General features: G+C 50.8%; 25 protein-coding genes, 1 rRNA gene and 1 pseudogene. 21 read left to right on the top strand and 6 right to left on the bottom strand.

The window, feature by feature from the left end:
* Positions 1 to 9: 9 nt before the first annotated feature.
* The 14 genes and pseudogenes from rplR (at position 10) to ABU190_RS26495 (ending at position 7,281) form a co-directional block, all read left to right on the top strand.
* A complete protein-coding gene (rplR, locus tag ABU190_RS26560) occupies positions 10 to 363 on the top strand; it encodes a 50S ribosomal protein L18 (RefSeq protein ID WP_039076817.1) in 354 nt (117 codons plus the stop codon).
* A 14-nt stretch (positions 364 to 377) separates the two neighbouring features.
* Positions 378 to 881, top strand: a complete 504-nt coding sequence (rpsE, locus tag ABU190_RS26555) for a 30S ribosomal protein S5 (RefSeq protein ID WP_039076818.1) — start codon at positions 378 to 380, stop codon at positions 879 to 881.
* A gap of 3 nt (positions 882 to 884) precedes the next feature.
* Positions 885 to 1,064 carry a 50S ribosomal protein L30 gene (gene rpmD, locus ABU190_RS26550; RefSeq protein WP_001140434.1) on the top strand — a complete coding sequence of 60 codons (180 nt, stop codon included), beginning with the start codon at positions 885 to 887 and terminating at the stop codon, positions 1,062 to 1,064.
* A gap of 3 nt (positions 1,065 to 1,067) precedes the next feature.
* Positions 1,068 to 1,502 carry a 50S ribosomal protein L15 gene (gene rplO, locus ABU190_RS26545; protein ID WP_039076819.1) on the top strand — a complete coding sequence of 145 codons (435 nt, stop codon included), beginning with the start codon at positions 1,068 to 1,070 and terminating at the stop codon, positions 1,500 to 1,502.
* A gap of 7 nt (positions 1,503 to 1,509) precedes the next feature.
* Positions 1,510 to 2,841, top strand: a complete 1,332-nt coding sequence (gene secY, locus ABU190_RS26540) for a preprotein translocase subunit SecY (RefSeq protein WP_039076820.1) — start codon at positions 1,510 to 1,512, stop codon at positions 2,839 to 2,841.
* Positions 2,842 to 2,871: 30 nt separating this feature from the next.
* Complete coding sequence (gene rpmJ, locus ABU190_RS26535) at positions 2,872 to 2,988, top strand: 50S ribosomal protein L36 (RefSeq protein WP_000868187.1); 117 nt, start codon at positions 2,872 to 2,874, stop codon at positions 2,986 to 2,988.
* A 146-nt stretch (positions 2,989 to 3,134) separates the two neighbouring features.
* Complete coding sequence (gene rpsM, locus ABU190_RS26530; RefSeq protein WP_003863308.1) at positions 3,135 to 3,491, top strand: 30S ribosomal protein S13; 357 nt, start codon at positions 3,135 to 3,137, stop codon at positions 3,489 to 3,491.
* 16 nt (positions 3,492 to 3,507) lie between these two features.
* Entirely contained in the window at positions 3,508 to 3,897 is a 390-nt protein-coding gene (rpsK, locus tag ABU190_RS26525) for a 30S ribosomal protein S11 (protein WP_002919257.1), read from the top strand.
* A gap of 34 nt (positions 3,898 to 3,931) precedes the next feature.
* Positions 3,932 to 4,552, top strand: coding sequence for a 30S ribosomal protein S4 (gene rpsD / locus ABU190_RS26520; RefSeq protein ID WP_000135224.1), 621 nt, complete (start codon positions 3,932 to 3,934; stop codon positions 4,550 to 4,552).
* Between the two features lie 25 nt (positions 4,553 to 4,577).
* Entirely contained in the window at positions 4,578 to 5,567 is a 990-nt protein-coding gene (rpoA, locus tag ABU190_RS26515; protein ID WP_034461761.1) for a DNA-directed RNA polymerase subunit alpha, read from the top strand.
* A gap of 40 nt (positions 5,568 to 5,607) precedes the next feature.
* Positions 5,608 to 5,994 (top strand): 50S ribosomal protein L17, encoded by a 387-nt coding sequence (gene rplQ, locus ABU190_RS26510; RefSeq protein WP_001216372.1) that lies wholly within the window; start codon positions 5,608 to 5,610, stop codon positions 5,992 to 5,994.
* A 107-nt stretch (positions 5,995 to 6,101) separates the two neighbouring features.
* Positions 6,102 to 6,470: a DUF1992 domain-containing protein gene (locus ABU190_RS26505; RefSeq protein ID WP_354692851.1), complete on the top strand. Its 369-nt coding sequence runs from the start codon at positions 6,102 to 6,104 to the stop codon at positions 6,468 to 6,470.
* A gap of 2 nt (positions 6,471 to 6,472) precedes the next feature.
* Positions 6,473 to 6,889, top strand: a complete 417-nt coding sequence (gene zntR, locus ABU190_RS26500) for a Zn(2+)-responsive transcriptional regulator (protein ID WP_354692850.1) — start codon at positions 6,473 to 6,475, stop codon at positions 6,887 to 6,889.
* Positions 6,890 to 6,955: 66 nt separating this feature from the next.
* Positions 6,956 to 7,281, top strand: a pseudogene (locus ABU190_RS26495) (alternative ribosome-rescue factor A).
* Here ABU190_RS26495 and mscL read toward each other — a convergent pair.
* The 5 genes from mscL to def all read right to left on the bottom strand — a co-directional run bounded on the left by mscL (position 7,172) and on the right by def (position 11,932).
* Positions 7,172 to 7,585, bottom strand: a complete 414-nt coding sequence (mscL, locus tag ABU190_RS26490; RefSeq protein ID WP_354692849.1) for a large-conductance mechanosensitive channel protein MscL — start codon at positions 7,583 to 7,585, stop codon at positions 7,172 to 7,174. The pseudogene ABU190_RS26495 and the gene mscL sit on opposite strands and share 110 nt — an antisense overlap.
* A 138-nt stretch (positions 7,586 to 7,723) precedes the next feature.
* A complete protein-coding gene (gene trkA, locus ABU190_RS26485; protein ID WP_039076825.1) occupies positions 7,724 to 9,100 on the bottom strand; it encodes a Trk system potassium transporter TrkA in 1,377 nt (458 codons plus the stop codon).
* Positions 9,101 to 9,122: 22 nt separating this feature from the next.
* Positions 9,123 to 10,412 (bottom strand): 16S rRNA (cytosine(967)-C(5))-methyltransferase RsmB, encoded by a 1,290-nt coding sequence (gene rsmB / locus ABU190_RS26480; RefSeq protein ID WP_354692854.1) that lies wholly within the window; start codon positions 10,410 to 10,412, stop codon positions 9,123 to 9,125.
* A 48-nt stretch (positions 10,413 to 10,460) separates the two neighbouring features.
* Complete coding sequence (gene fmt, locus ABU190_RS26475) at positions 10,461 to 11,408, bottom strand: methionyl-tRNA formyltransferase (RefSeq protein ID WP_354692848.1); 948 nt, start codon at positions 11,406 to 11,408, stop codon at positions 10,461 to 10,463.
* Positions 11,409 to 11,422: 14 nt separating this feature from the next.
* Positions 11,423 to 11,932 (bottom strand): peptide deformylase, encoded by a 510-nt coding sequence (gene def / locus ABU190_RS26470; RefSeq protein ID WP_354692847.1) that lies wholly within the window; start codon positions 11,930 to 11,932, stop codon positions 11,423 to 11,425.
* Positions 11,933 to 12,059: 127 nt separating this feature from the next.
* Between def and dprA the strand changes: the two genes are divergently transcribed.
* From dprA to ABU190_RS26440, 6 genes are read left to right on the top strand one after another with little or no spacing between them, the layout of a single operon-like run.
* The gene (gene dprA, locus ABU190_RS26465; RefSeq protein WP_354692846.1) at positions 12,060 to 13,184 is read left to right on the top strand and encodes a DNA-protecting protein DprA; all 1,125 of its coding nucleotides are present in this window, start codon (positions 12,060 to 12,062) and stop codon (positions 13,182 to 13,184) included.
* Positions 13,156 to 13,629, top strand: a complete 474-nt coding sequence (gene smg, locus ABU190_RS26460; RefSeq protein WP_039076830.1) for a DUF494 family protein Smg — start codon at positions 13,156 to 13,158, stop codon at positions 13,627 to 13,629. The genes dprA and smg overlap by 29 nt, the downstream gene beginning before the upstream one ends.
* Positions 13,630 to 13,656: 27 nt before the next feature.
* The gene (locus ABU190_RS26455) at positions 13,657 to 14,214 is read left to right on the top strand and encodes a type I DNA topoisomerase (protein ID WP_039076831.1); all 558 of its coding nucleotides are present in this window, start codon (positions 13,657 to 13,659) and stop codon (positions 14,212 to 14,214) included.
* Positions 14,204 to 14,776 (top strand): L-threonylcarbamoyladenylate synthase type 1 TsaC, encoded by a 573-nt coding sequence (tsaC, locus tag ABU190_RS26450; RefSeq protein WP_354692845.1) that lies wholly within the window; start codon positions 14,204 to 14,206, stop codon positions 14,774 to 14,776. The genes ABU190_RS26455 and tsaC overlap by 11 nt, the downstream gene beginning before the upstream one ends.
* Before the next feature lie 4 nt (positions 14,777 to 14,780).
* Entirely contained in the window at positions 14,781 to 15,599 is an 819-nt protein-coding gene (aroE, locus tag ABU190_RS26445) for a shikimate dehydrogenase (RefSeq protein ID WP_354692844.1), read from the top strand.
* On the top strand, positions 15,596 to 15,853 hold the full coding sequence (locus ABU190_RS26440) for a DUF1488 domain-containing protein (RefSeq protein WP_354692843.1): 258 nt from the start codon (positions 15,596 to 15,598) through the stop codon (positions 15,851 to 15,853). The genes aroE and ABU190_RS26440 overlap by 4 nt, the downstream gene beginning before the upstream one ends.
* Here the strand turns inward: ABU190_RS26440 and ABU190_RS26435 are convergent.
* Entirely contained in the window at positions 15,835 to 16,383 is a 549-nt protein-coding gene (locus ABU190_RS26435; RefSeq protein WP_354692842.1) for a gamma carbonic anhydrase family protein, read from the bottom strand. The two genes, ABU190_RS26440 and ABU190_RS26435, sit on opposite strands and share 19 nt — an antisense overlap.
* Before the next feature lie 473 nt (positions 16,384 to 16,856).
* Between ABU190_RS26435 and ABU190_RS26430 the strand changes: the two genes are divergently transcribed.
* Positions 16,857 to 17,438, top strand: a 16S ribosomal RNA gene (locus tag ABU190_RS26430); the annotation flags it as partial.

Genomic DNA, 17,438 nt, shown 5'->3' with positions numbered 1-17,438 from the left:
GGTAACACTATGGATAAGAAATCTGCTCGTATCCGTCGTGCGACCCGCGCACGCCGCAAGCTCAAAGAGCTGGGCGCAACTCGCCTGGTGGTACATCGTACCCCGCGTCATATTTACGCACAGGTAATTGCACCGAACGGTTCTGAAGTTCTGGTAGCTGCTTCTACTGTAGAAAAAGCTATCTCTGAACAACTGAAGTACACCGGTAACAAAGACGCGGCTGCAGCTGTGGGTAAAGCTGTCGCTGAACGCGCTCTGGAAAAAGGCATCAAAGATGTGTCCTTTGACCGTTCCGGGTTCCAATATCATGGTCGTGTCCAGGCACTGGCAGATGCTGCCCGTGAAGCTGGCCTTCAGTTCTAAGGTAGAGGTGTAAGATGGCTCACATCGAAAAACAAGCTGGCGAACTGCAGGAAAAGCTGATCGCGGTAAACCGCGTATCTAAAACCGTTAAAGGTGGTCGTATTTTCTCCTTCACAGCTCTGACTGTGGTAGGTGACGGTAACGGTCGCGTAGGTTTTGGTTACGGTAAAGCGCGTGAAGTTCCAGCAGCGATCCAGAAAGCGATGGAAAAAGCCCGTCGCAATATGATTAACGTCGCGCTGAACCACGGCACCCTGCAGCACCCGGTTAAGGGTACTCACACGGGTTCTCGTGTATTCATGCAGCCGGCTTCCGAAGGTACCGGTATCATCGCCGGTGGTGCAATGCGCGCCGTTCTGGAAGTCGCTGGGGTTCATAACGTTCTGGCTAAAGCATATGGTTCCACCAACCCGATCAACGTGGTTCGTGCAACTATTGATGGCCTGGAAAATATGAATTCTCCAGAAATGGTCGCTGCCAAGCGTGGTAAATCCGTTGAAGAAATTCTGGGGAAATAAACCATGGCAAAGACTATTAAAATTACTCAAACCCGCAGTGCAATCGGTCGTTTGCCGAAACACAAGGCAACGCTGCTTGGCCTGGGTCTGCGTCGTATTGGTCACACCGTAGAGCGCGAGGATACTCCTGCTGTTCGTGGTATGGTCAACGCGGTTTCCTTCATGGTTAAAGTTGAGGAGTAAGAGATGCGTTTAAATACTCTGTCTCCGGCCGAAGGCTCCAAAAAGGCGGGTAAACGCCTGGGTCGTGGTATCGGTTCTGGCCTCGGTAAAACCGGTGGTCGTGGTCACAAAGGTCAGAACTCTCGTTCTGGCGGTGGCGTACGTCGCGGTTTCGAGGGTGGTCAGATGCCTCTGTACCGTCGTCTGCCGAAATTCGGTTTCACTTCTCGTAAAGCGATGATCACTGCAGAGGTTCGCCTCTCTGATCTGGCTAAAGTAGAAGGCGACGTAGTTGACCTGAACACGCTGAAAGCAGCAAACATTATCGGTATTCAGATCGAGTTCGCGAAAGTGATCCTGTCTGGTGAAGTTTCTACTCCGGTAACTGTTCGTGGCCTGCGTGTTACTAAAGGCGCTCGTGCTGCTATCGAAGCTGCTGGCGGTAAAATCGAGGAATAAGTAGCAGATGGCTAAACAACCGGGATTAGATTTTCAAAGTGCCAAAGGTGGCTTAGGCGAGCTGAAACGCAGACTGCTGTTTGTTATCGGTGCGCTTATTGTGTTCCGTATTGGCTCTTTTATTCCGATCCCTGGTATTGATGCCGCTGTACTTGCCAAACTGCTTGAGCAACAGCGAGGCACCATCATTGAAATGTTTAACATGTTCTCTGGTGGTGCTCTCAGCCGTGCTTCTATCTTCGCTCTGGGTATTATGCCGTACATCTCGGCATCAATTATTATCCAGCTGCTGACGGTCGTTCATCCGGCCCTGGCAGAACTGAAGAAAGAAGGGGAATCTGGTCGTCGTAAGATTAGCCAGTACACCCGTTACGGCACTCTGGTGCTGGCAATATTTCAGGCAACCGGTATTGCTACCGGTTTGCCGAATATGCCTGGTATGCAGGGCCTGGTTATTAACCCGGGCTTTGCATTCTATTTCACCGCTGTTGTAAGTCTGGTTACAGGGACAATGTTCCTGATGTGGCTCGGCGAACAGATTACTGAGCGTGGTATCGGTAACGGTATCTCAATCATTATCTTTGCCGGTATCGTTGCGGGACTCCCGCCAGCCATTGCCCATACTATCGAGCAAGCGCGTCAAGGCGACCTGCACTTCCTCCTGTTGCTGTTGGTTGCAGTATTAGTATTTGCAGTGACGTTCTTTGTTGTATTCGTTGAACGTGGTCAACGCCGCATTGTGGTAAACTACGCGAAACGTCAGCAGGGTCGTCGTGTCTATGCTGCTCAGAGCACACATTTGCCGCTGAAAGTGAATATGGCGGGGGTAATCCCGGCAATTTTCGCTTCCAGTATTATTCTGTTCCCGGCAACCATCGCGTCATGGTTCGGGGGCGGTACTGGTTGGAACTGGCTGACAACAATTTCGCTGTATTTGCAGCCTGGGCAACCGCTTTATGTGTTACTCTATGCGTCTGCAATCATCTTCTTCTGTTTCTTCTACACGGCGTTGGTTTTCAATCCGCGTGAAACAGCAGATAACCTGAAGAAGTCCGGTGCATTTGTACCAGGAATTCGTCCGGGAGAGCAAACGGCGAAGTATATCGATAAGGTAATGACACGCCTGACTTTAATTGGTGCGTTGTATATTACTTTTATCTGCCTGATCCCGGAGTTCATGCGTGATGCGATGAAAGTGCCGTTCTACTTCGGTGGGACCTCGCTGCTTATCGTTGTTGTCGTGATTATGGACTTTATGGCTCAAGTGCAAACTCTGATGATGTCAAGTCAGTACGAGTCTGCATTGAAGAAGGCGAACCTGAAAGGCTATGGCCGTTAATGGTCGCCCGAGAAGTTACGGAGAGTAAAAATGAAAGTTCGTGCTTCCGTCAAGAAATTATGCCGTAACTGCAAAATCGTTAAGCGTGATGGCGTCATCCGCGTGATTTGCAGTGCCGAGCCGAAACATAAACAGCGCCAAGGCTGATTATTTCGCATATTTTTCTTGCAAAGTTGGGTTGAGCTGGCTAGATTAGCCAGCCAATCTTTTGTATGTCTGTGCGTTTCCATTTGAGTATCCTGAAAACGGGCTTTTCAGCATGGTGCGTACAAGTAAAATTATAGGAGTGCATAGTGGCCCGTATAGCAGGCATTAACATTCCTGATCAGAAACATGCCGTGATCGCATTAACTTCGATCTACGGCGTCGGCAAGACCCGTTCCAAAGCCATCCTGGCTGCAGCGGGTATCGCTGAAGATGTTAAGATCAGTGAGCTGTCTGAAGAACAAATCGACACGCTGCGTGACGAAGTTGCCAAATTTGTCGTTGAAGGTGATCTGCGCCGTGAAATCAGCATGAGCATCAAGCGCCTGATGGATCTTGGTTGCTATCGCGGTTTGCGTCATCGTCGTGGTCTGCCAGTGCGCGGTCAGCGTACTAAGACCAACGCACGTACCCGTAAGGGTCCGCGCAAACCGATCAAGAAATAATCGGGGTGATTGAATAATGGCAAAGGCACCAATTCGTGCACGTAAACGTGTAAGAAAACAAGTCTCTGACGGCGTGGCTCATATCCATGCTTCTTTCAACAACACCATCGTTACTATTACTGATCGTCAGGGTAACGCATTGGGTTGGGCAACAGCCGGTGGTTCCGGTTTCCGTGGTTCTCGCAAATCCACTCCGTTTGCAGCTCAGGTTGCAGCAGAGCGTTGTGCAGAAGCCGTTAAAGAATACGGCATCAAGAATCTGGAAGTTATGGTCAAAGGTCCGGGTCCGGGTCGCGAATCTACTATTCGTGCTCTGAACGCCGCTGGTTTCCGCATCACTAATATTACTGATGTGACTCCGATCCCTCATAACGGTTGTCGTCCGCCGAAAAAACGTCGCGTATAACGCGCTCGTTTTCTAGGATTGTTGGAGAAAGAAAATGGCAAGATATTTGGGTCCTAAGCTCAAGCTGAGCCGTCGTGAGGGCACCGACTTATTCCTTAAGTCTGGCGTTCGCGCGATCGATACCAAGTGTAAAATTGAACAAGCTCCTGGCCAGCACGGTGCGCGTAAACCGCGTCTGTCTGACTATGGTGTGCAGTTGCGTGAAAAGCAAAAAGTTCGCCGTATCTACGGTGTGCTGGAGCGTCAGTTCCGTAACTACTATAAAGAAGCAGCACGTCTGAAAGGCAACACCGGTGAAAACCTGTTGGCTCTGCTGGAAGGTCGTCTGGACAACGTTGTATACCGTATGGGCTTCGGCGCCACTCGTGCAGAAGCACGCCAGCTGGTTAGCCACAAGGCTATCATGGTAAACGGTCGTGTTGTTAACATCGCTTCTTATCAGGTTAGTCCGAATGACGTTGTTAGCATTCGTGAGAAAGCGAAAAAGCAGTCTCGCGTGAAAGCCGCTCTGGAGCTGGCTGAGCAGCGTGAAAAGCCAACCTGGCTGGAAGTTGATGCTGGCAAGATGGAAGGCACGTTCAAGCGTAAGCCGGAGCGTTCTGATCTGTCTGCGGACATTAACGAACACCTGATCGTCGAGCTTTACTCCAAGTAAAGCTTAGTACCAAAGAGAGGACACAATGCAGGGTTCTGTGACAGAGTTTCTAAAACCGCGCCTGGTAGATATCGAGCAAGTGAGTTCGACGCACGCCAAGGTGACCCTTGAGCCTTTAGAGCGTGGCTTTGGCCATACTCTGGGTAACGCACTGCGCCGTATTCTGCTCTCATCGATGCCGGGTTGCGCGGTGACCGAGGTTGAGATTGATGGTGTACTTCATGAGTACAGCACCAAAGAAGGCGTTCAGGAAGATATCCTTGAAATCCTGCTCAACCTGAAAGGGCTGGCGGTGAGAGTTCAGGGTAAAGATGATGTTATTCTTACTCTGAATAAATCTGGCATTGGCCCTGTGACTGCAGCCGACATTACCCACGACGGTGATGTCGAAATCGTCAAGCCGCAGCACGTGATCTGCCACCTGACCGATGAGAACGCGTCTATTAGCATGCGTATCAAAGTTCAGCGCGGTCGTGGTTATGTGCCGGCTTCTGCCCGAATTCATTCGGAAGAAGATGAGCGCCCAATCGGCCGTCTGCTGGTCGACGCATGCTACAGCCCTGTAGAGCGTATTGCCTACAATGTTGAAGCAGCGCGTGTAGAACAGCGTACCGACCTGGACAAGCTGGTCATCGAAATGGAAACCAACGGCACAATCGATCCTGAAGAGGCGATTCGTCGTGCGGCCACCATTCTGGCTGAACAACTGGAAGCTTTCGTTGATTTACGTGATGTACGTCAGCCGGAAGTGAAAGAAGAGAAACCAGAATTCGATCCGATCCTGCTGCGCCCTGTTGACGATCTGGAATTGACTGTCCGCTCTGCTAACTGCCTCAAGGCAGAAGCTATCCACTATATCGGTGATCTGGTACAGCGTACCGAGGTTGAGTTGCTGAAAACGCCGAACCTGGGTAAAAAATCTCTCACCGAGATTAAAGATGTGCTGGCCTCACGTGGTCTGTCTCTGGGCATGCGCCTGGAAAACTGGCCGCCGGCAAGCATTGCTGACGAGTAACCGGATCACAGGTTAAGGTTTTACTGAGAAGGATAAGGTCATGCGCCATCGTAAGAGTGGTCGTCAACTGAACCGCAACAGCAGCCATCGCCAGGCTATGTTCCGCAACATGGCAGGTTCGCTGGTTCGTCATGAAATCATCAAGACGACCCTGCCGAAAGCGAAAGAACTGCGTCGCGTAGTTGAGCCGCTGATTACTCTTGCCAAGACTGATAGCGTTGCTAATCGTCGTCTGGCATTCGCCCGCACTCGTGATAACGAGATCGTGGCAAAACTGTTTAACGAGCTGGGCCCGCGTTTCGCGAGCCGTGCCGGTGGTTACACTCGCATTCTGAAGTGTGGCTTCCGTGCAGGCGACAATGCGCCGATGGCATACATCGAGCTGGTTGATCGTTCTGAATCGAAAGCAGAAGCTGCTGCAGAGTAATCTGCAGTAACGTAAGAAAACCCGCTTCGGCGGGTTTTTTTATATCCGCAAAACCTCCATATTCTCTACAATGTCTATAAGTTTTTCGTTCCTCTCCTGGAGGTTGTATGTGGTTACTTGACCAGTGGGCAGAACGACATATCCTCGATGCGCAGAAAAAAGGTGAATTTGAGCATTTGCCTGGTAACGGTAAACCGCTCGTCCTGGACGATGATTCGCATGTCCCGCCTGAATTACGCGCAGGGTTTCGTTTACTCAAAAATGCGGGCTGTCTTCCGCCTGAACTTGAATATCGTAAAGAAGCACTTGCTCTGTCAGACTTACTGGCTCATATACACCAGGATCATCCGGATTATCATGAAGTAAGTCGAAGATTGGCGCTTCTGGAACTTAAATTGAAGCAAGCTGGACTAAGTACAGAATTCCTTCGCGGCGAATATTCGGAAAAATTGATGCTGAAATTAGATGAGGAGTAGAAATGTTTCGCATTGGAGAATTAGCCAAACTGGCAGACGTTACCCCGGACACCATTCGCTACTATGAAAAACAACAGATGATGGATCACGAGATCAGAACGGAGGGTGGCTTTCGCCTTTATTCGGACAATGACTTACAGCGTCTGAAATTTATCCGACATGCGCGCCAGCTTGGATTTACGCTTGAGTCTATTCGTGAATTGCTCTCTATCCGTATCGATCCTGAGCATCACACTTGCCAGGAATCCAAGAGCATTGTTCAGGCGCGATTGAGCGAGGTTGAAGCGAGAATTCAGGAATTGCAGATTATGCAACGATCTCTACAGAAACTGAATGATGCTTGCTGTGGTAGTGCGCACAGTAGCGTCTATTGCTCAATACTCGAGGCCCTGGAGCAGGGTGCCAGCAGCACTCCTTAGGGGCATTGATTTTTGTTGTCAGCAAGCCTACACTTGCGCCGTTTTAAACCACAATCTGGAGAAATTATGAGCCACTATCAGCATAAGAAAGGGCAGATTAACAATAACGCCATCGAGGCATTGCTTCATGATCCTTTGTTCAGACAGCGAGTTGAGAAGAATAAGAAGGGGAAAGGGAGTTATTTACGCAAAGACAAACACGGTAAGAAAGTGAACTGGGAGGCCAGTGGCAAGCAAGCGAATCGCTTATTTACCACTGGCCTTCTGCTTAAAACAGCTTAATCAGGAGCGTTTATTTTGTTCTTTCAACAGATCGCGGATTTCTGTTAACAGCAATTCCTCTTTGCCAGGAGCCGGCGGCGCTTTGGGTTCATCTTCCTGTTTACGTTTGAGACGGTTAATCAATTTAATCGCCATGAAAATAGCAAACGCGACAATAAGAAAGTCGAAAATATTCTGGATGAAGACACCGTAATGCATTACGACTGCCGGGGCATCGCCTTGTGCTTCTCGTAAAGTTAAAGCAAATTGCTTAAAGTCTATTCCACCAATCAGTAGCCCTAATGGTGGCATGATAATATCAGCAACCAGGGACGACACAATCTTGCCGAATGCTGCCCCAATAATCACACCTACCGCCAAATCAACTACATTTCCCCGCATCGCAAATTCGCGAAATTCTTTTAGCAAGCTCATGCTCTTCTCCTTGTGCTGTCAGACAAGTTAAGTCTAACAAATGTATTCTCGTTTTCCATTGAGGGTAAAAATTTGCTGAATTTTTTAACATTGATAAAACCAGGGTTAAATAAAAGGCGCCGGTATGGCGCCCGATAATTACAGGAAGAAAGGGCTGGGCTGGAACAGGCGCTCAACGTCGGTAATATATTTTTTGTCGGTAAGGAACATGATCACATGGTCACCCTGTTCGATACGTAAATTATCGTTGGCGATCATGACATCATTACCGCGCACGACGGCACCGATAATTGTGCCTGGTGGCAGCTTAATCTCATCAATGACGCGTCCTACGACACGCGAGGTACTCTCATCACCATGTGCCACAGCCTCTATCGCTTCGGCAACACCGCGGCGCAGCGATGACACACCGACGATATCTGCTTTACGCACATGACTTAGCAACGCAGAAATAGTGGCCTGCTGTGGTGAAATCGCAATATCGATCACGCTGCCCTGCACCAGATCGACGTAGGCACGGCGTTGAATGAGCACCATGACTTTCTTGGCGCCCATTCGCTTGGCTAACATGGCGGACATGATATTCGCTTCATCATCGTTGGTGACGGCAATGAAGAGATCCATTTGATCAATATGTTCTTCTGCGAGCAGTTCCTGATCCGACGCATCACCATAAAACACAATGGTGTTTTGTAGTTTTTCCGCCAGTTCTGCCGCGCGTTGTTGATCGCGCTCGATCAATTTAACGCTGTAATCTTTTTCCAGGCGCATTGCGAGGCCAGCGCCGATATTCCCGCCGCCAACCAGCATGATGCGCTTATAGGGTTTTTCAAGACGCTGTAACTCGCTCATCACGGCACGAATATGTTGAGACGCGGCGATGAAAAAGACTTCATCACCGGCTTCGACAATCGTTGAACCCTGTGGGCGAATTGGGCGGTCATGACGGAAAATAGCGGCGACGCGAGTATCAATATGCGGCATATGCTCGCGCATGGTTGATAGCGCGTTTCCTACCAGGGGACCGCCGTAATAGGCTTTTACGACAGCGAGGCTAACTTTCCCCTCGGCGAAATTCACAACCTGAAGCGCCCCCGGGTATTCAATCAATCGATAAAGACTGTCGATGACCAATTGCTCCGGGGCAATGAGGTGGTCAATAGGCACAGCTTCAGAATGGAACAACTTGTCTGCGTCACGCACATAGTCCGGAGAGCGGATGCGTGCAATACGGTTTGGCGTATTAAACAATGAATAGGCCACTTGGCAGGCAACCATATTTGTTTCGTCAGAACTGGTTACCGCAACCAGCATATCTGCGTCGTCAGCACCAGCCTCGCGCAGCACGCGTGGATGTGAACCATGCCCCTGGACGACGCGTAAATCAAATTTGTCCTGCAGACTACGCAGACGATCGCCATTAGTATCCACGACGGTGATGTCATTATTTTCACCGACCAGGTTTTCCGCCAGCGTTCCGCCGACTTGCCCCGCGCCCAGTATTATGATTTTCATCAGCTGCGACCCGTTATCCTACTTATTGTTTGGAAAGCTTAGCGTAAAAGAAGCCGTCACCCTCTTCGGCTCCAGGCAGATTCTGCTGACCTGGCCGTTCTGGTGTTCCCGTTACGTTTAAGCGAGCATCAGGCGTACGTGAAAGGAATGCGGCAATTTGCTGGCTGTTCTCTTCCGGCAAAACTGAGCACGTGGCATACACCAGCGTCCCGCCAGGTTTAAGATGTGGCCAGACAGCATCAAGGATCTCAGCCTGTAATTGTACAAGTTCGCTGATGTCACGATCCCGGCGCAACCATTTGATATCCGGATGGCGACGAATAACCCCCGTTGCTGAGCAGGGCGCATCCAGCAAAATACGGTCAAATTTCTCATCGCCGCACCATTGTGCAGGGTGACGTCCATCGCCTTGCTTCACCTCAGCCTTCATTCCCAGGCGTTTAAGGTTGTCATAGACGCGGGAAAGACGTTGCTCGTCAATGTCGATAGCCAGAACGCGGGCTTGCGGAGCGGCTTCAAGGATATGTGTGGTTTTACCGCCTGGTGCGGCACACAAATCCAGAATGCGTTCACCATTTTGCGGTTCAAGGAAGCTTATGCAGCCCTGTGCGGACGCATCCTGGACAGTGACCCAGCCCTCATCAAAACCGGGTAATGCGCTTACAGGAACCGCGGATGCCATGCGTACAGCATCGGGATAATCCGGATGTGAGAACCCTTCCATTCCGCTTTCGGCCAGCAGCGCCAGCCAGGCGTCACGGGAGTGATGGTTGCGATTGACGCGCAACCACATAGGTGGACGCAGATTATTGGCCTCGACAATATGTTGCCACTGTTGCGGATACGCTTTTTGCAGGCGTTTTAGCAACCATATTGGGTGCAGGAAGCGTTGTTCACTCTGTTCAAACTCAGCCTGTAAGGCTTCTTGCTGGCGCTGGAACTGACGCAGTACACCATTAATCAGGCCCTTAAGCTGTGGACGCTTGATAGCAACGGCACCTTCAACGGTCTCTGCCAGCGCGGCGTGAGCCGGAATACGGGTATGCAGTAGCTGATACAGGCCAATCATAATCAGATAATGCACGGTACGCTGTTTACCCGTCATTGGGCGGGACATCAGCTTGTTGATGAGCCAGTCCAGTTGCGGGAGCGTTCGCAGTGCGCCAAAGCAGAGCTCCTGCAGCAGTGCTTTGTCTTTATCGGAGACTTTTTGCTGTAGCGGCGGAAGAACATTACTCAGGGATTGCCCTTGTTCAACGACCTGCTCGATAGCCTGTGCCGCCATGCTGCGTAAATTAATATTTTTTTTCATAGCCACGAAAATAAAAACGCCCGGTAGTACCGGGCTTAAAGATAATTGTCAGACCAGACGGTTGCCCGGCGTAAACCACTCCCGCCGGGAGTTTAGTAAATCCTGGGCATTCATCGCTTTTTTACCGGCGGGTTGGAGCGATTCAAGATTCAAAATGCCCTCAGCCGTTGCAACCTGAATACCTTGCTTATTAGCTTCAATAATGGTGCCGGGTTCGGCTTTAGCCTGGCTATTTATCACCGACGCCTTCCAGACCTTAATGGGCTGATTCTCAATGACGAAATAGCTCATTGGCCAGGGATTGAAGGCTCGAATACAACGCTCAAGCTGTTCAGCAGGCAAAGACCAGTCAAGAAGCGCTTCTTCTTTGCTAAGTTTTTCAGCATAGGTAACCTGCGTTTCGTCCTGAATCTCGGGCGTTGCCGTACCGGTTGCAATTTGCGTCAGCGTTGCGAGCAAACCCTGCGGGCCAAGTTGTGCCAGCTTATCGTAGAGTGTCGCACTGGTGTCTTCGACAGTGATTGGGCAGGAGAGCTTATAAAGCATATCCCCCGTGTCCAGCCCGACATCCATTTGCATGATGGTGACGCCAGTTTCCGTGTCACCCGCCCAGAGGGAACGTTGGATCGGTGCCGCACCACGCCAGCGTGGGAGCAAAGAACCGTGTACGTTCAGGCAGCCGAGACGAGGCATCTCCAGAACAGCTTTCGGCAGGATGAGGCCGTAGGCGACAACCACCATGACATCCGCCTGCAAATCGGCAACGAGGTGTTGATTTTCCTGTGGACGAAGAGACACTGGCTGAAATACCGGAATCCCTTTCTCTTCAGCCAGTACTTTGACCGGACTCGGCATCAATTTTTTGCCGCGGCCGGCAGGACGATCAGGCTGAGTGAATACGCCAACGATCTGATGCTCAGAAGAGAGCAGCGCGTCGAGGTGACGCGCTGCAAAATCAGGTGTGCCGGCAAATATAATGCGTAGTGAATCTGACACGTGGATTCTTATCCTTAAGCTCGCGCTTTCATGCGATCAAGTTTTTCAACTTTCTGGCGAATACGTTGTTGCTTGAGTGGTGACAGATAGTCGATAAACAATTTTCCGACCAGATGATCCATCTCATGCTGAATGCAAATAGCCAACAGGCCATCCGCTTCCAGCTCATAGGTTTGACCTTCGCGGTTCAGCGCACGGATTTTCACTTTTTCGGCACGCGGGACAAGCGCACGCTGCTCTGGAATAGAGAGGCAACCCTCTTCAATTCCCGTCTCGCCGCTTTTTTCCAGCAGTTCCGGGTTAATTAACACCAGTTGCTCATCGCGGTTTTCAGAGACATCAATAACGATAATACGTTGATGAATATCTACCTGGGTTGCAGCCAGACCAATACCTTCTTCGGCGTACATCGTCTCAAACATATCGTCGACGATACGCTGAATTTCTGCATCAACTTCTTTTACCGGCGCGGCGACTTTGCGAAGACGCTCGTCCGGAATATGTAACACTTGCAAAACTGCCATAAATATCCAGAGTCGTGTTCAAGAGTAAGAAAGATTATTCCCTCTATTCTAGACAAATCCCCCTCCGATTGACAGCATCGGTGACCAATCGCAAGGATTGGGCGAGCTATTTATGGCAGGGATGCAGATGACTTCTACAGAAATATGGTTGCGCCTGATATATACAGGCGATCTGTTCGGTGAGGGGATGCTCAGGGCGGCGCAAAGCCTGGCAAATAGCGCTGTGATTGATGTTGAGACGTTAACCTCAAGCGGCCTGACTGCAAAACAGGCCAGACGGTTTCTGGCCATGAGCTCGCGGGAAATTGAAGAGAGTTTGCTATGGCTTGAGCAACCACAGCATCATCTTATTCTGGCCTGCGAGAAGCAATATCCTCAGCAGTTACGGGCGCTTGCTGATTATCCTGGTGCGCTTTTTATTAAAGGGGAGCCAGATGTACTGGCGAGCCAGCAGATTGCTGTCGTTGGCAGTCGAGCACATTCATGGTACGGCGAACGTTGGGGGACTCAGTTTTGTGAAGCCCTGGCACGGAGCGGTTTAACCATTACCAGTGGACTGGCGCTAGGGATCGACAGCGTTGCGCATCGCGCAGCGCTTGACGCGCAGGGTAAAACCGTTGGTGTATTGGGGCATGGCCTTTTTACCGTGTATCCACGGCGTCATATCTCCCTGGCTGCTGACATCGTTGCCAATGGGGGGGCGCTCGTCTCCGAATTTTCCCTCAAGACTACACCTTATCCGGGCAATTTCCCTCGACGTAATCGCATCATTAGTGGGCTTAGTCGTGGCGTGTTGGTTATCGAAGCTGCTTTACGCAGCGGTTCATTAGTGACTGCACGCTGTGCGGTGGAACAGGGGCGTGAAGTTTTTGCGCTCCCCGGCCCGGTAGGAAACCCCGGTAGTGAGGGGCCGCACTGGTTGATACAGCAGGGCGCGCTCCTGGTTGCCTCGCCAGAAGAGATTCTGGAAAGTTTGCAATACGGGCTACATTGGTTGCAGCCAGGTAACGAAAATTCAATTTATTCGCCAGATCAAGAAGAGGTGGCATTGCCATTTCCCGAGCTCCTGGCTAACGTAGGAGATGAGGTAACACCTGTTGACGTCGTCGCTGAACGTGCCGGCCAACCTGTGCCAGTAACTGTGGCTCAGCTACTTGAACTGGAGTTAGCAGGGTGGATCGCAGCTGTACCCGGCGGCTATGTCCGATTAAGGAGGGCAAGCCATGTTCGACGTACTAATGTATTTGTTTGAGACTTACATCCATAACGAAGCTGAAATGCGGGTGGATCAGGACAAACTGGAACGGGACCTTACCGACGCTGGTTTTGATCGTGAAGATATCTATAACGCGCTTCTGTGGCTTGAAAAGCTGGCTGATTATCAGGAAGGCCTCGCCGAACCGATGCAGCTCGCTTCTGACCCGCTCTCCGTGCGTATTTATACGCCAGAAGAGTGTGAACGGCTGGATGCCAGTTGCCGGGGATTTTTATTATTCCTGGAGCAGATTCAGGTGCTAAACCTCGAAACACGTGAAATGGTGATTGAACGTGTGCTGGCGCTGGATACGGCAGAATTCGAACTGGAAGACCTTAAATGGGTCATTCTGATGGTTCTGTTTAACATTCCAGGGTGTGAAAACGCCTACCAGCAAATGGAAGAATTACTCTTTGAAGTGAATGAAGGTATGCTGCATTAATCATTTTTTGCAGCTTCCAGAGTCCTTATGGCCAAATCAGCACTGTTTACGGTGCGTAACAACGAGCCCTGCCCACAGTGCGGGGCTGAACTCGTTATTCGTTCCGGCAAGCATGGTCCGTTTCTCGGATGTTCTCATTATCCGGAATGCGATTATGTTCGTCCGCTGAAAAGTCAGGCGGATGGACACGTCGTCAAAATTCTGGAAGGACAAGACTGCCCCGTCTGTGGTGCCGTACTGGTACTGCGACAGGGGCGGTTTGGGATGTTCATTGGCTGTAGCCACTATCCTGAGTGTGAACATACCGAACAAATCGACAAACCCGATGACACCGCGATCACGTGTCCACAGTGTCAGACCGGGCACTTGATCCAGCGACGGTCGCGATTTGGCAAAACCTTCCATTCCTGCGATCGTTATCCCGATTGTCAGTTCGTCATCAATTTCAAACCCGTGGCAGGGGAGTGTCCAACATGCCACTACCCGCTACTGATTGAGAAAAAAACGGCGCAAGGCATCAGATGTTTCTGCGCCAGTAAACAATGTGGAAAGCCGGTAACGGCGGAACAGACTCGTGAAGAATAACCTGCATTTGGATCCCATCGCTGCTGCGGTGGCGGTTCTGAAAAATAAAAAAGTCATCGCATATCCCACAGAAGCGGTTTTCGGTGTTGGGTGTGACCCGGACAGCGAGATTGCCGTAAATCGTCTGCTTGAGTTGAAACAGCGCCCGGTCGAGAAAGGACTGATCCTGATCGCCGCCAGTTTCGAGCAGCTAAAGCCCTATATAGACGACAGCATGCTGAGTGAGACCCAGCGGCAGGCTGTTTTCGCCTGCTGGCCAGGACCGGTAACATTCGTCTTCCCTGCCAAAGCTACCACGCCGCGCTGGTTGACCGGGCGTTTCGACTCTTTGGCAGTGCGCGTTACCAATCACCCGCTGGTGATCGCGCTGTGCGAGGCGTACGGCAAACCGCTGGTATCAACCAGTGCAAACTTGACCGGTTTACCTCCTTGCAGAACGGATGACGAAGTACGCCAGCAATTTGGTGCCGACTTCCCGGTCGTGGAAGGGAAAACGGGTGGCCGCCAGAATCCTTCTGAAATTCGCGACGCTCTCACCGGTGAACTATTTCGTCAAGGTTAACGCTATGGAATCCTATGCTGTATTTGGTAACCCCGTCGCACACAGCAAATCGCCGTTTATTCACGCGCAATTTGCGGCTCAGTTAAAGATTGAACATCCTTATGGTCGCGTACTGGCGCCAGTGGATGATTTCGTCAATACGCTTGAGGCTTTCTTTATTGCGGGAGGAAAAGGCGCCAATATTACCGTGCCTTTTAAAGAAGAAGCCTTCAGTCGGGCAGATGAACTTACCGAACGCGCCGCGCTTGCGGGGGCGGTAAATACATTAAAGCGTCTTGATGATGGGCGTTTGCTGGGTGACAACACTGATGGGATCGGGTTGTTGAGCGATCTGGAGCGGTTGTCATTTATCAAGCCCGGCTTTCGCATCCTGCTAATTGGTGCGGGTGGCGCTGCACGAGGCGTACTGCTCCCGCTGCTTTCGCTGGATTGCGCAGTGACAATAACCAACCGGACGTTAACTCGCGCACAAGAACTGGCAACGCTTTTTGCTCATACCGGCAGTGTGAATGCGCTTGCGTTATCCGAGCTGGCAGGCCATGAATTCGACCTCATCATTAATGCTACCTCCAGTGGTATTGATGGAGGCGTGCCCGAGTTACCTGAATCTCTCATCCATGCTGAGCTTTTTTGCTACGACATGTTCTATCAAAAAGGCAGCACACCTTTCCTTGCCTGGTGCCAGCAAAATGGGGCGCAGCGATGCGCCGATGGTTTGGGGATGCTGGTGGGGCAAGCCGCGCATTCCGTGCTGTTATGGCATGGCGTATTGCCAGATATCGAATCTGTTATTAAACAGCTCCAGAGGGAACTGGCGGAATGAATCAGGCTATCCAATTTCCCGACAGGGAAGAGTGGAATGATGCACAGCAGGCGGTATGTTTTCCTGCCCTGGTTAATGGCTTACAACTTACCTGCATTATGCGTGCTGAGGTTCTGGCGGAACTTTTTGGAGGCGATTCGCCAGCGCTGTGGCTGGCGTTGTTCCGGGAAAACCGCTGGGATCTGGAAGACGAGGCCGAACAGTTGATCCGTGAGCAGCAGGAAGACGAGCGGGGTTATATCTGGTTATCCTGAGCCAGATACTCATCCTTCCATTTCACGTAGTTGTTCGCCGAGTATTTTAACCCTGCGATCTCCTCTTCTTTTAGCGGACGGATCTGTTTCACCGGGCTGCCAAGGTAAAGGTAACCGCTCTTGAGGCGTTTATTTTGCGGAACCAGGCTGCCCGCGCCAATCATCACGTCATCCTCTATAACCGCGCCATCTAATAAAATGGACCCCATTCCGACCAGAACGCGGTTACCGATAATGCAGCCATGCAGCATGACTTTATGTCCCACGGTCACATCTTCGCCAATGATAAGCGGGTTACCTTCCGGGTTATAAGAAGACTTATGCGTAACGTGTAATACGCTACCGTCCTGGATATTACTGCGTGCCCCTATCTCTACATAGTTGACATCACCGCGGATAACGACCAGTGGCCAGATGCCGACATCATCAGCAATTCGTACATCGCCGATCACGACGCTGGTGGCATCGACCATCACTTTTTCACCGACTTGAGGATACAAATTTCTATAAGGACGTAAAACTGCGGACATAGCTACCTCATCAAAAACAGGTTGTGAAGAAAACTTTGGTGGCAATAACGGCCTTGTGCAAGCCTTTTACTTGTCATTATTCGAGCAGATCGTACGGGATCTCGGCGAAAAGGGCGAAAAAACAACAATCAGTAAAAAAGATCGAAAAAAGGCTTGTGCAAAAAAATGGGATCCCTATAATGCGCCTCCGTTGAGACGACAATGTGAAACACTTCACGAGATGGTCGGAACAACGAAGAGAAAAATCCTGAAATAACGGGTTGACTCTGAAAGAGGAAAGCGTAATATACGCCACCTCGCAACGGTGAGCGAAAGCCGCGTTGCACTGCTCTTTAACAATTTATCAGACAATCTGTGTGGGCACTCAAAGTGACATGGATTCTTGATGTCTTAGGACACTAAATGAATACCAAGTCTCATAGAGTGAACACGTAATTCATTACGAAGTTTAATTCTACGAGCATCAAACTTTTAAATTGAAGAGTTTGATCATGGCTCAGATTGAACGCTGGCGGCAGGCCTAACACATGCAAGTCGAACGGTAGCACAGAGAGCTTGCTCTCGGGTGACGAGTGGCGGACGGGTGAGTAATGTCTGGGAAACTGCCCGATGGAGGGGGATAACTACTGGAAACGGTAGCTAATACCGCATAACGTCGCAAGACCAAAGAGGGGGACCTTCGGGCCTCTTGCCATCGGATGTGCCCAGATGGGATTAGCTAGTTGGTGAGGTAATGGCTCACCAAGGCGACGATCCCTAGCTGGTCTGAGAGGATGACCAGCCACACTGGAACTGAGACACGGTCCAGACTCCTACGGGAGGCAGCAGTGGGGAATATTGCACAATGGGCGCAAGCCTGATGCAGCCATGCCGCGTGTGTGAAGAAGGCCTTCGGGTTGTAAAGCACTTTCAGCGGGGAGGAAGGCAGTACGGTTAATAACCGTGTTGATTGACGTTACCCGCAGAAGAAGCACCGGCTAACTCCGTGCCAGCAGCCGCGGTAATACGGAGGGTGCAAGCGTTAATCGGAATTACTGGGCGTAAAGCGCACGCAG

The organism is Phytobacter sp. RSE-02, from assembly GCF_040578655.1.
GTDB classification, from domain to species: domain Bacteria; phylum Pseudomonadota; class Gammaproteobacteria; order Enterobacterales; family Enterobacteriaceae; genus Phytobacter; species Phytobacter diazotrophicus.
This window is presented reverse-complemented; position numbering and strand designations above follow the sequence as displayed.

Bases quoted from the DNA above. Each gene is read 5' to 3' on its own strand.
- rplR (WP_039076817.1), top strand. From the start codon at position 10: ATGGATAAGAAATCTGCTCGTATCCGTCGTGCGACCCGCGCACGCCGC.
- rpsE (WP_039076818.1), top strand. From the start codon at position 378: ATGGCTCACATCGAAAAACAAGCTGGCGAACTGCAGGAAAAGCTGATC.
- rpmD (WP_001140434.1), top strand. From the start codon at position 885: ATGGCAAAGACTATTAAAATTACTCAAACCCGCAGTGCAATCGGTCGT.
- rplO (WP_039076819.1), top strand. From the start codon at position 1,068: ATGCGTTTAAATACTCTGTCTCCGGCCGAAGGCTCCAAAAAGGCGGGT.
- secY (WP_039076820.1), top strand. From the start codon at position 1,510: ATGGCTAAACAACCGGGATTAGATTTTCAAAGTGCCAAAGGTGGCTTA.
- rpmJ (WP_000868187.1), top strand. From the start codon at position 2,872: ATGAAAGTTCGTGCTTCCGTCAAGAAATTATGCCGTAACTGCAAAATC.
- rpsK (WP_002919257.1), top strand. From the start codon at position 3,508: ATGGCAAAGGCACCAATTCGTGCACGTAAACGTGTAAGAAAACAAGTC.
- rpsD (WP_000135224.1), top strand. From the start codon at position 3,932: ATGGCAAGATATTTGGGTCCTAAGCTCAAGCTGAGCCGTCGTGAGGGC.
- rpoA (WP_034461761.1), top strand. From the start codon at position 4,578: ATGCAGGGTTCTGTGACAGAGTTTCTAAAACCGCGCCTGGTAGATATC.
- rplQ (WP_001216372.1), top strand. From the start codon at position 5,608: ATGCGCCATCGTAAGAGTGGTCGTCAACTGAACCGCAACAGCAGCCAT.
- ABU190_RS26505 (WP_354692851.1), top strand. From the start codon at position 6,102: ATGTGGTTACTTGACCAGTGGGCAGAACGACATATCCTCGATGCGCAG.
- zntR (WP_354692850.1), top strand. From the start codon at position 6,473: ATGTTTCGCATTGGAGAATTAGCCAAACTGGCAGACGTTACCCCGGAC.
- mscL (WP_354692849.1), bottom strand. From the start codon at position 7,585: ATGAGCTTGCTAAAAGAATTTCGCGAATTTGCGATGCGGGGAAATGTA.
- trkA (WP_039076825.1), bottom strand. From the start codon at position 9,100: ATGAAAATCATAATACTGGGCGCGGGGCAAGTCGGCGGAACGCTGGCG.
- rsmB (WP_354692854.1), bottom strand. From the start codon at position 10,412: ATGAAAAAAAATATTAATTTACGCAGCATGGCGGCACAGGCTATCGAG.
- def (WP_354692847.1), bottom strand. From the start codon at position 11,932: ATGGCAGTTTTGCAAGTGTTACATATTCCGGACGAGCGTCTTCGCAAA.
- dprA (WP_354692846.1), top strand. From the start codon at position 12,060: ATGACTTCTACAGAAATATGGTTGCGCCTGATATATACAGGCGATCTG.
- smg (WP_039076830.1), top strand. From the start codon at position 13,156: ATGTTCGACGTACTAATGTATTTGTTTGAGACTTACATCCATAACGAA.
- ABU190_RS26455 (WP_039076831.1), top strand. From the start codon at position 13,657: ATGGCCAAATCAGCACTGTTTACGGTGCGTAACAACGAGCCCTGCCCA.
- aroE (WP_354692844.1), top strand. From the start codon at position 14,781: ATGGAATCCTATGCTGTATTTGGTAACCCCGTCGCACACAGCAAATCG.
- ABU190_RS26440 (WP_354692843.1), top strand. From the start codon at position 15,596: ATGAATCAGGCTATCCAATTTCCCGACAGGGAAGAGTGGAATGATGCA.
- ABU190_RS26435 (WP_354692842.1), bottom strand. From the start codon at position 16,383: ATGTCCGCAGTTTTACGTCCTTATAGAAATTTGTATCCTCAAGTCGGT.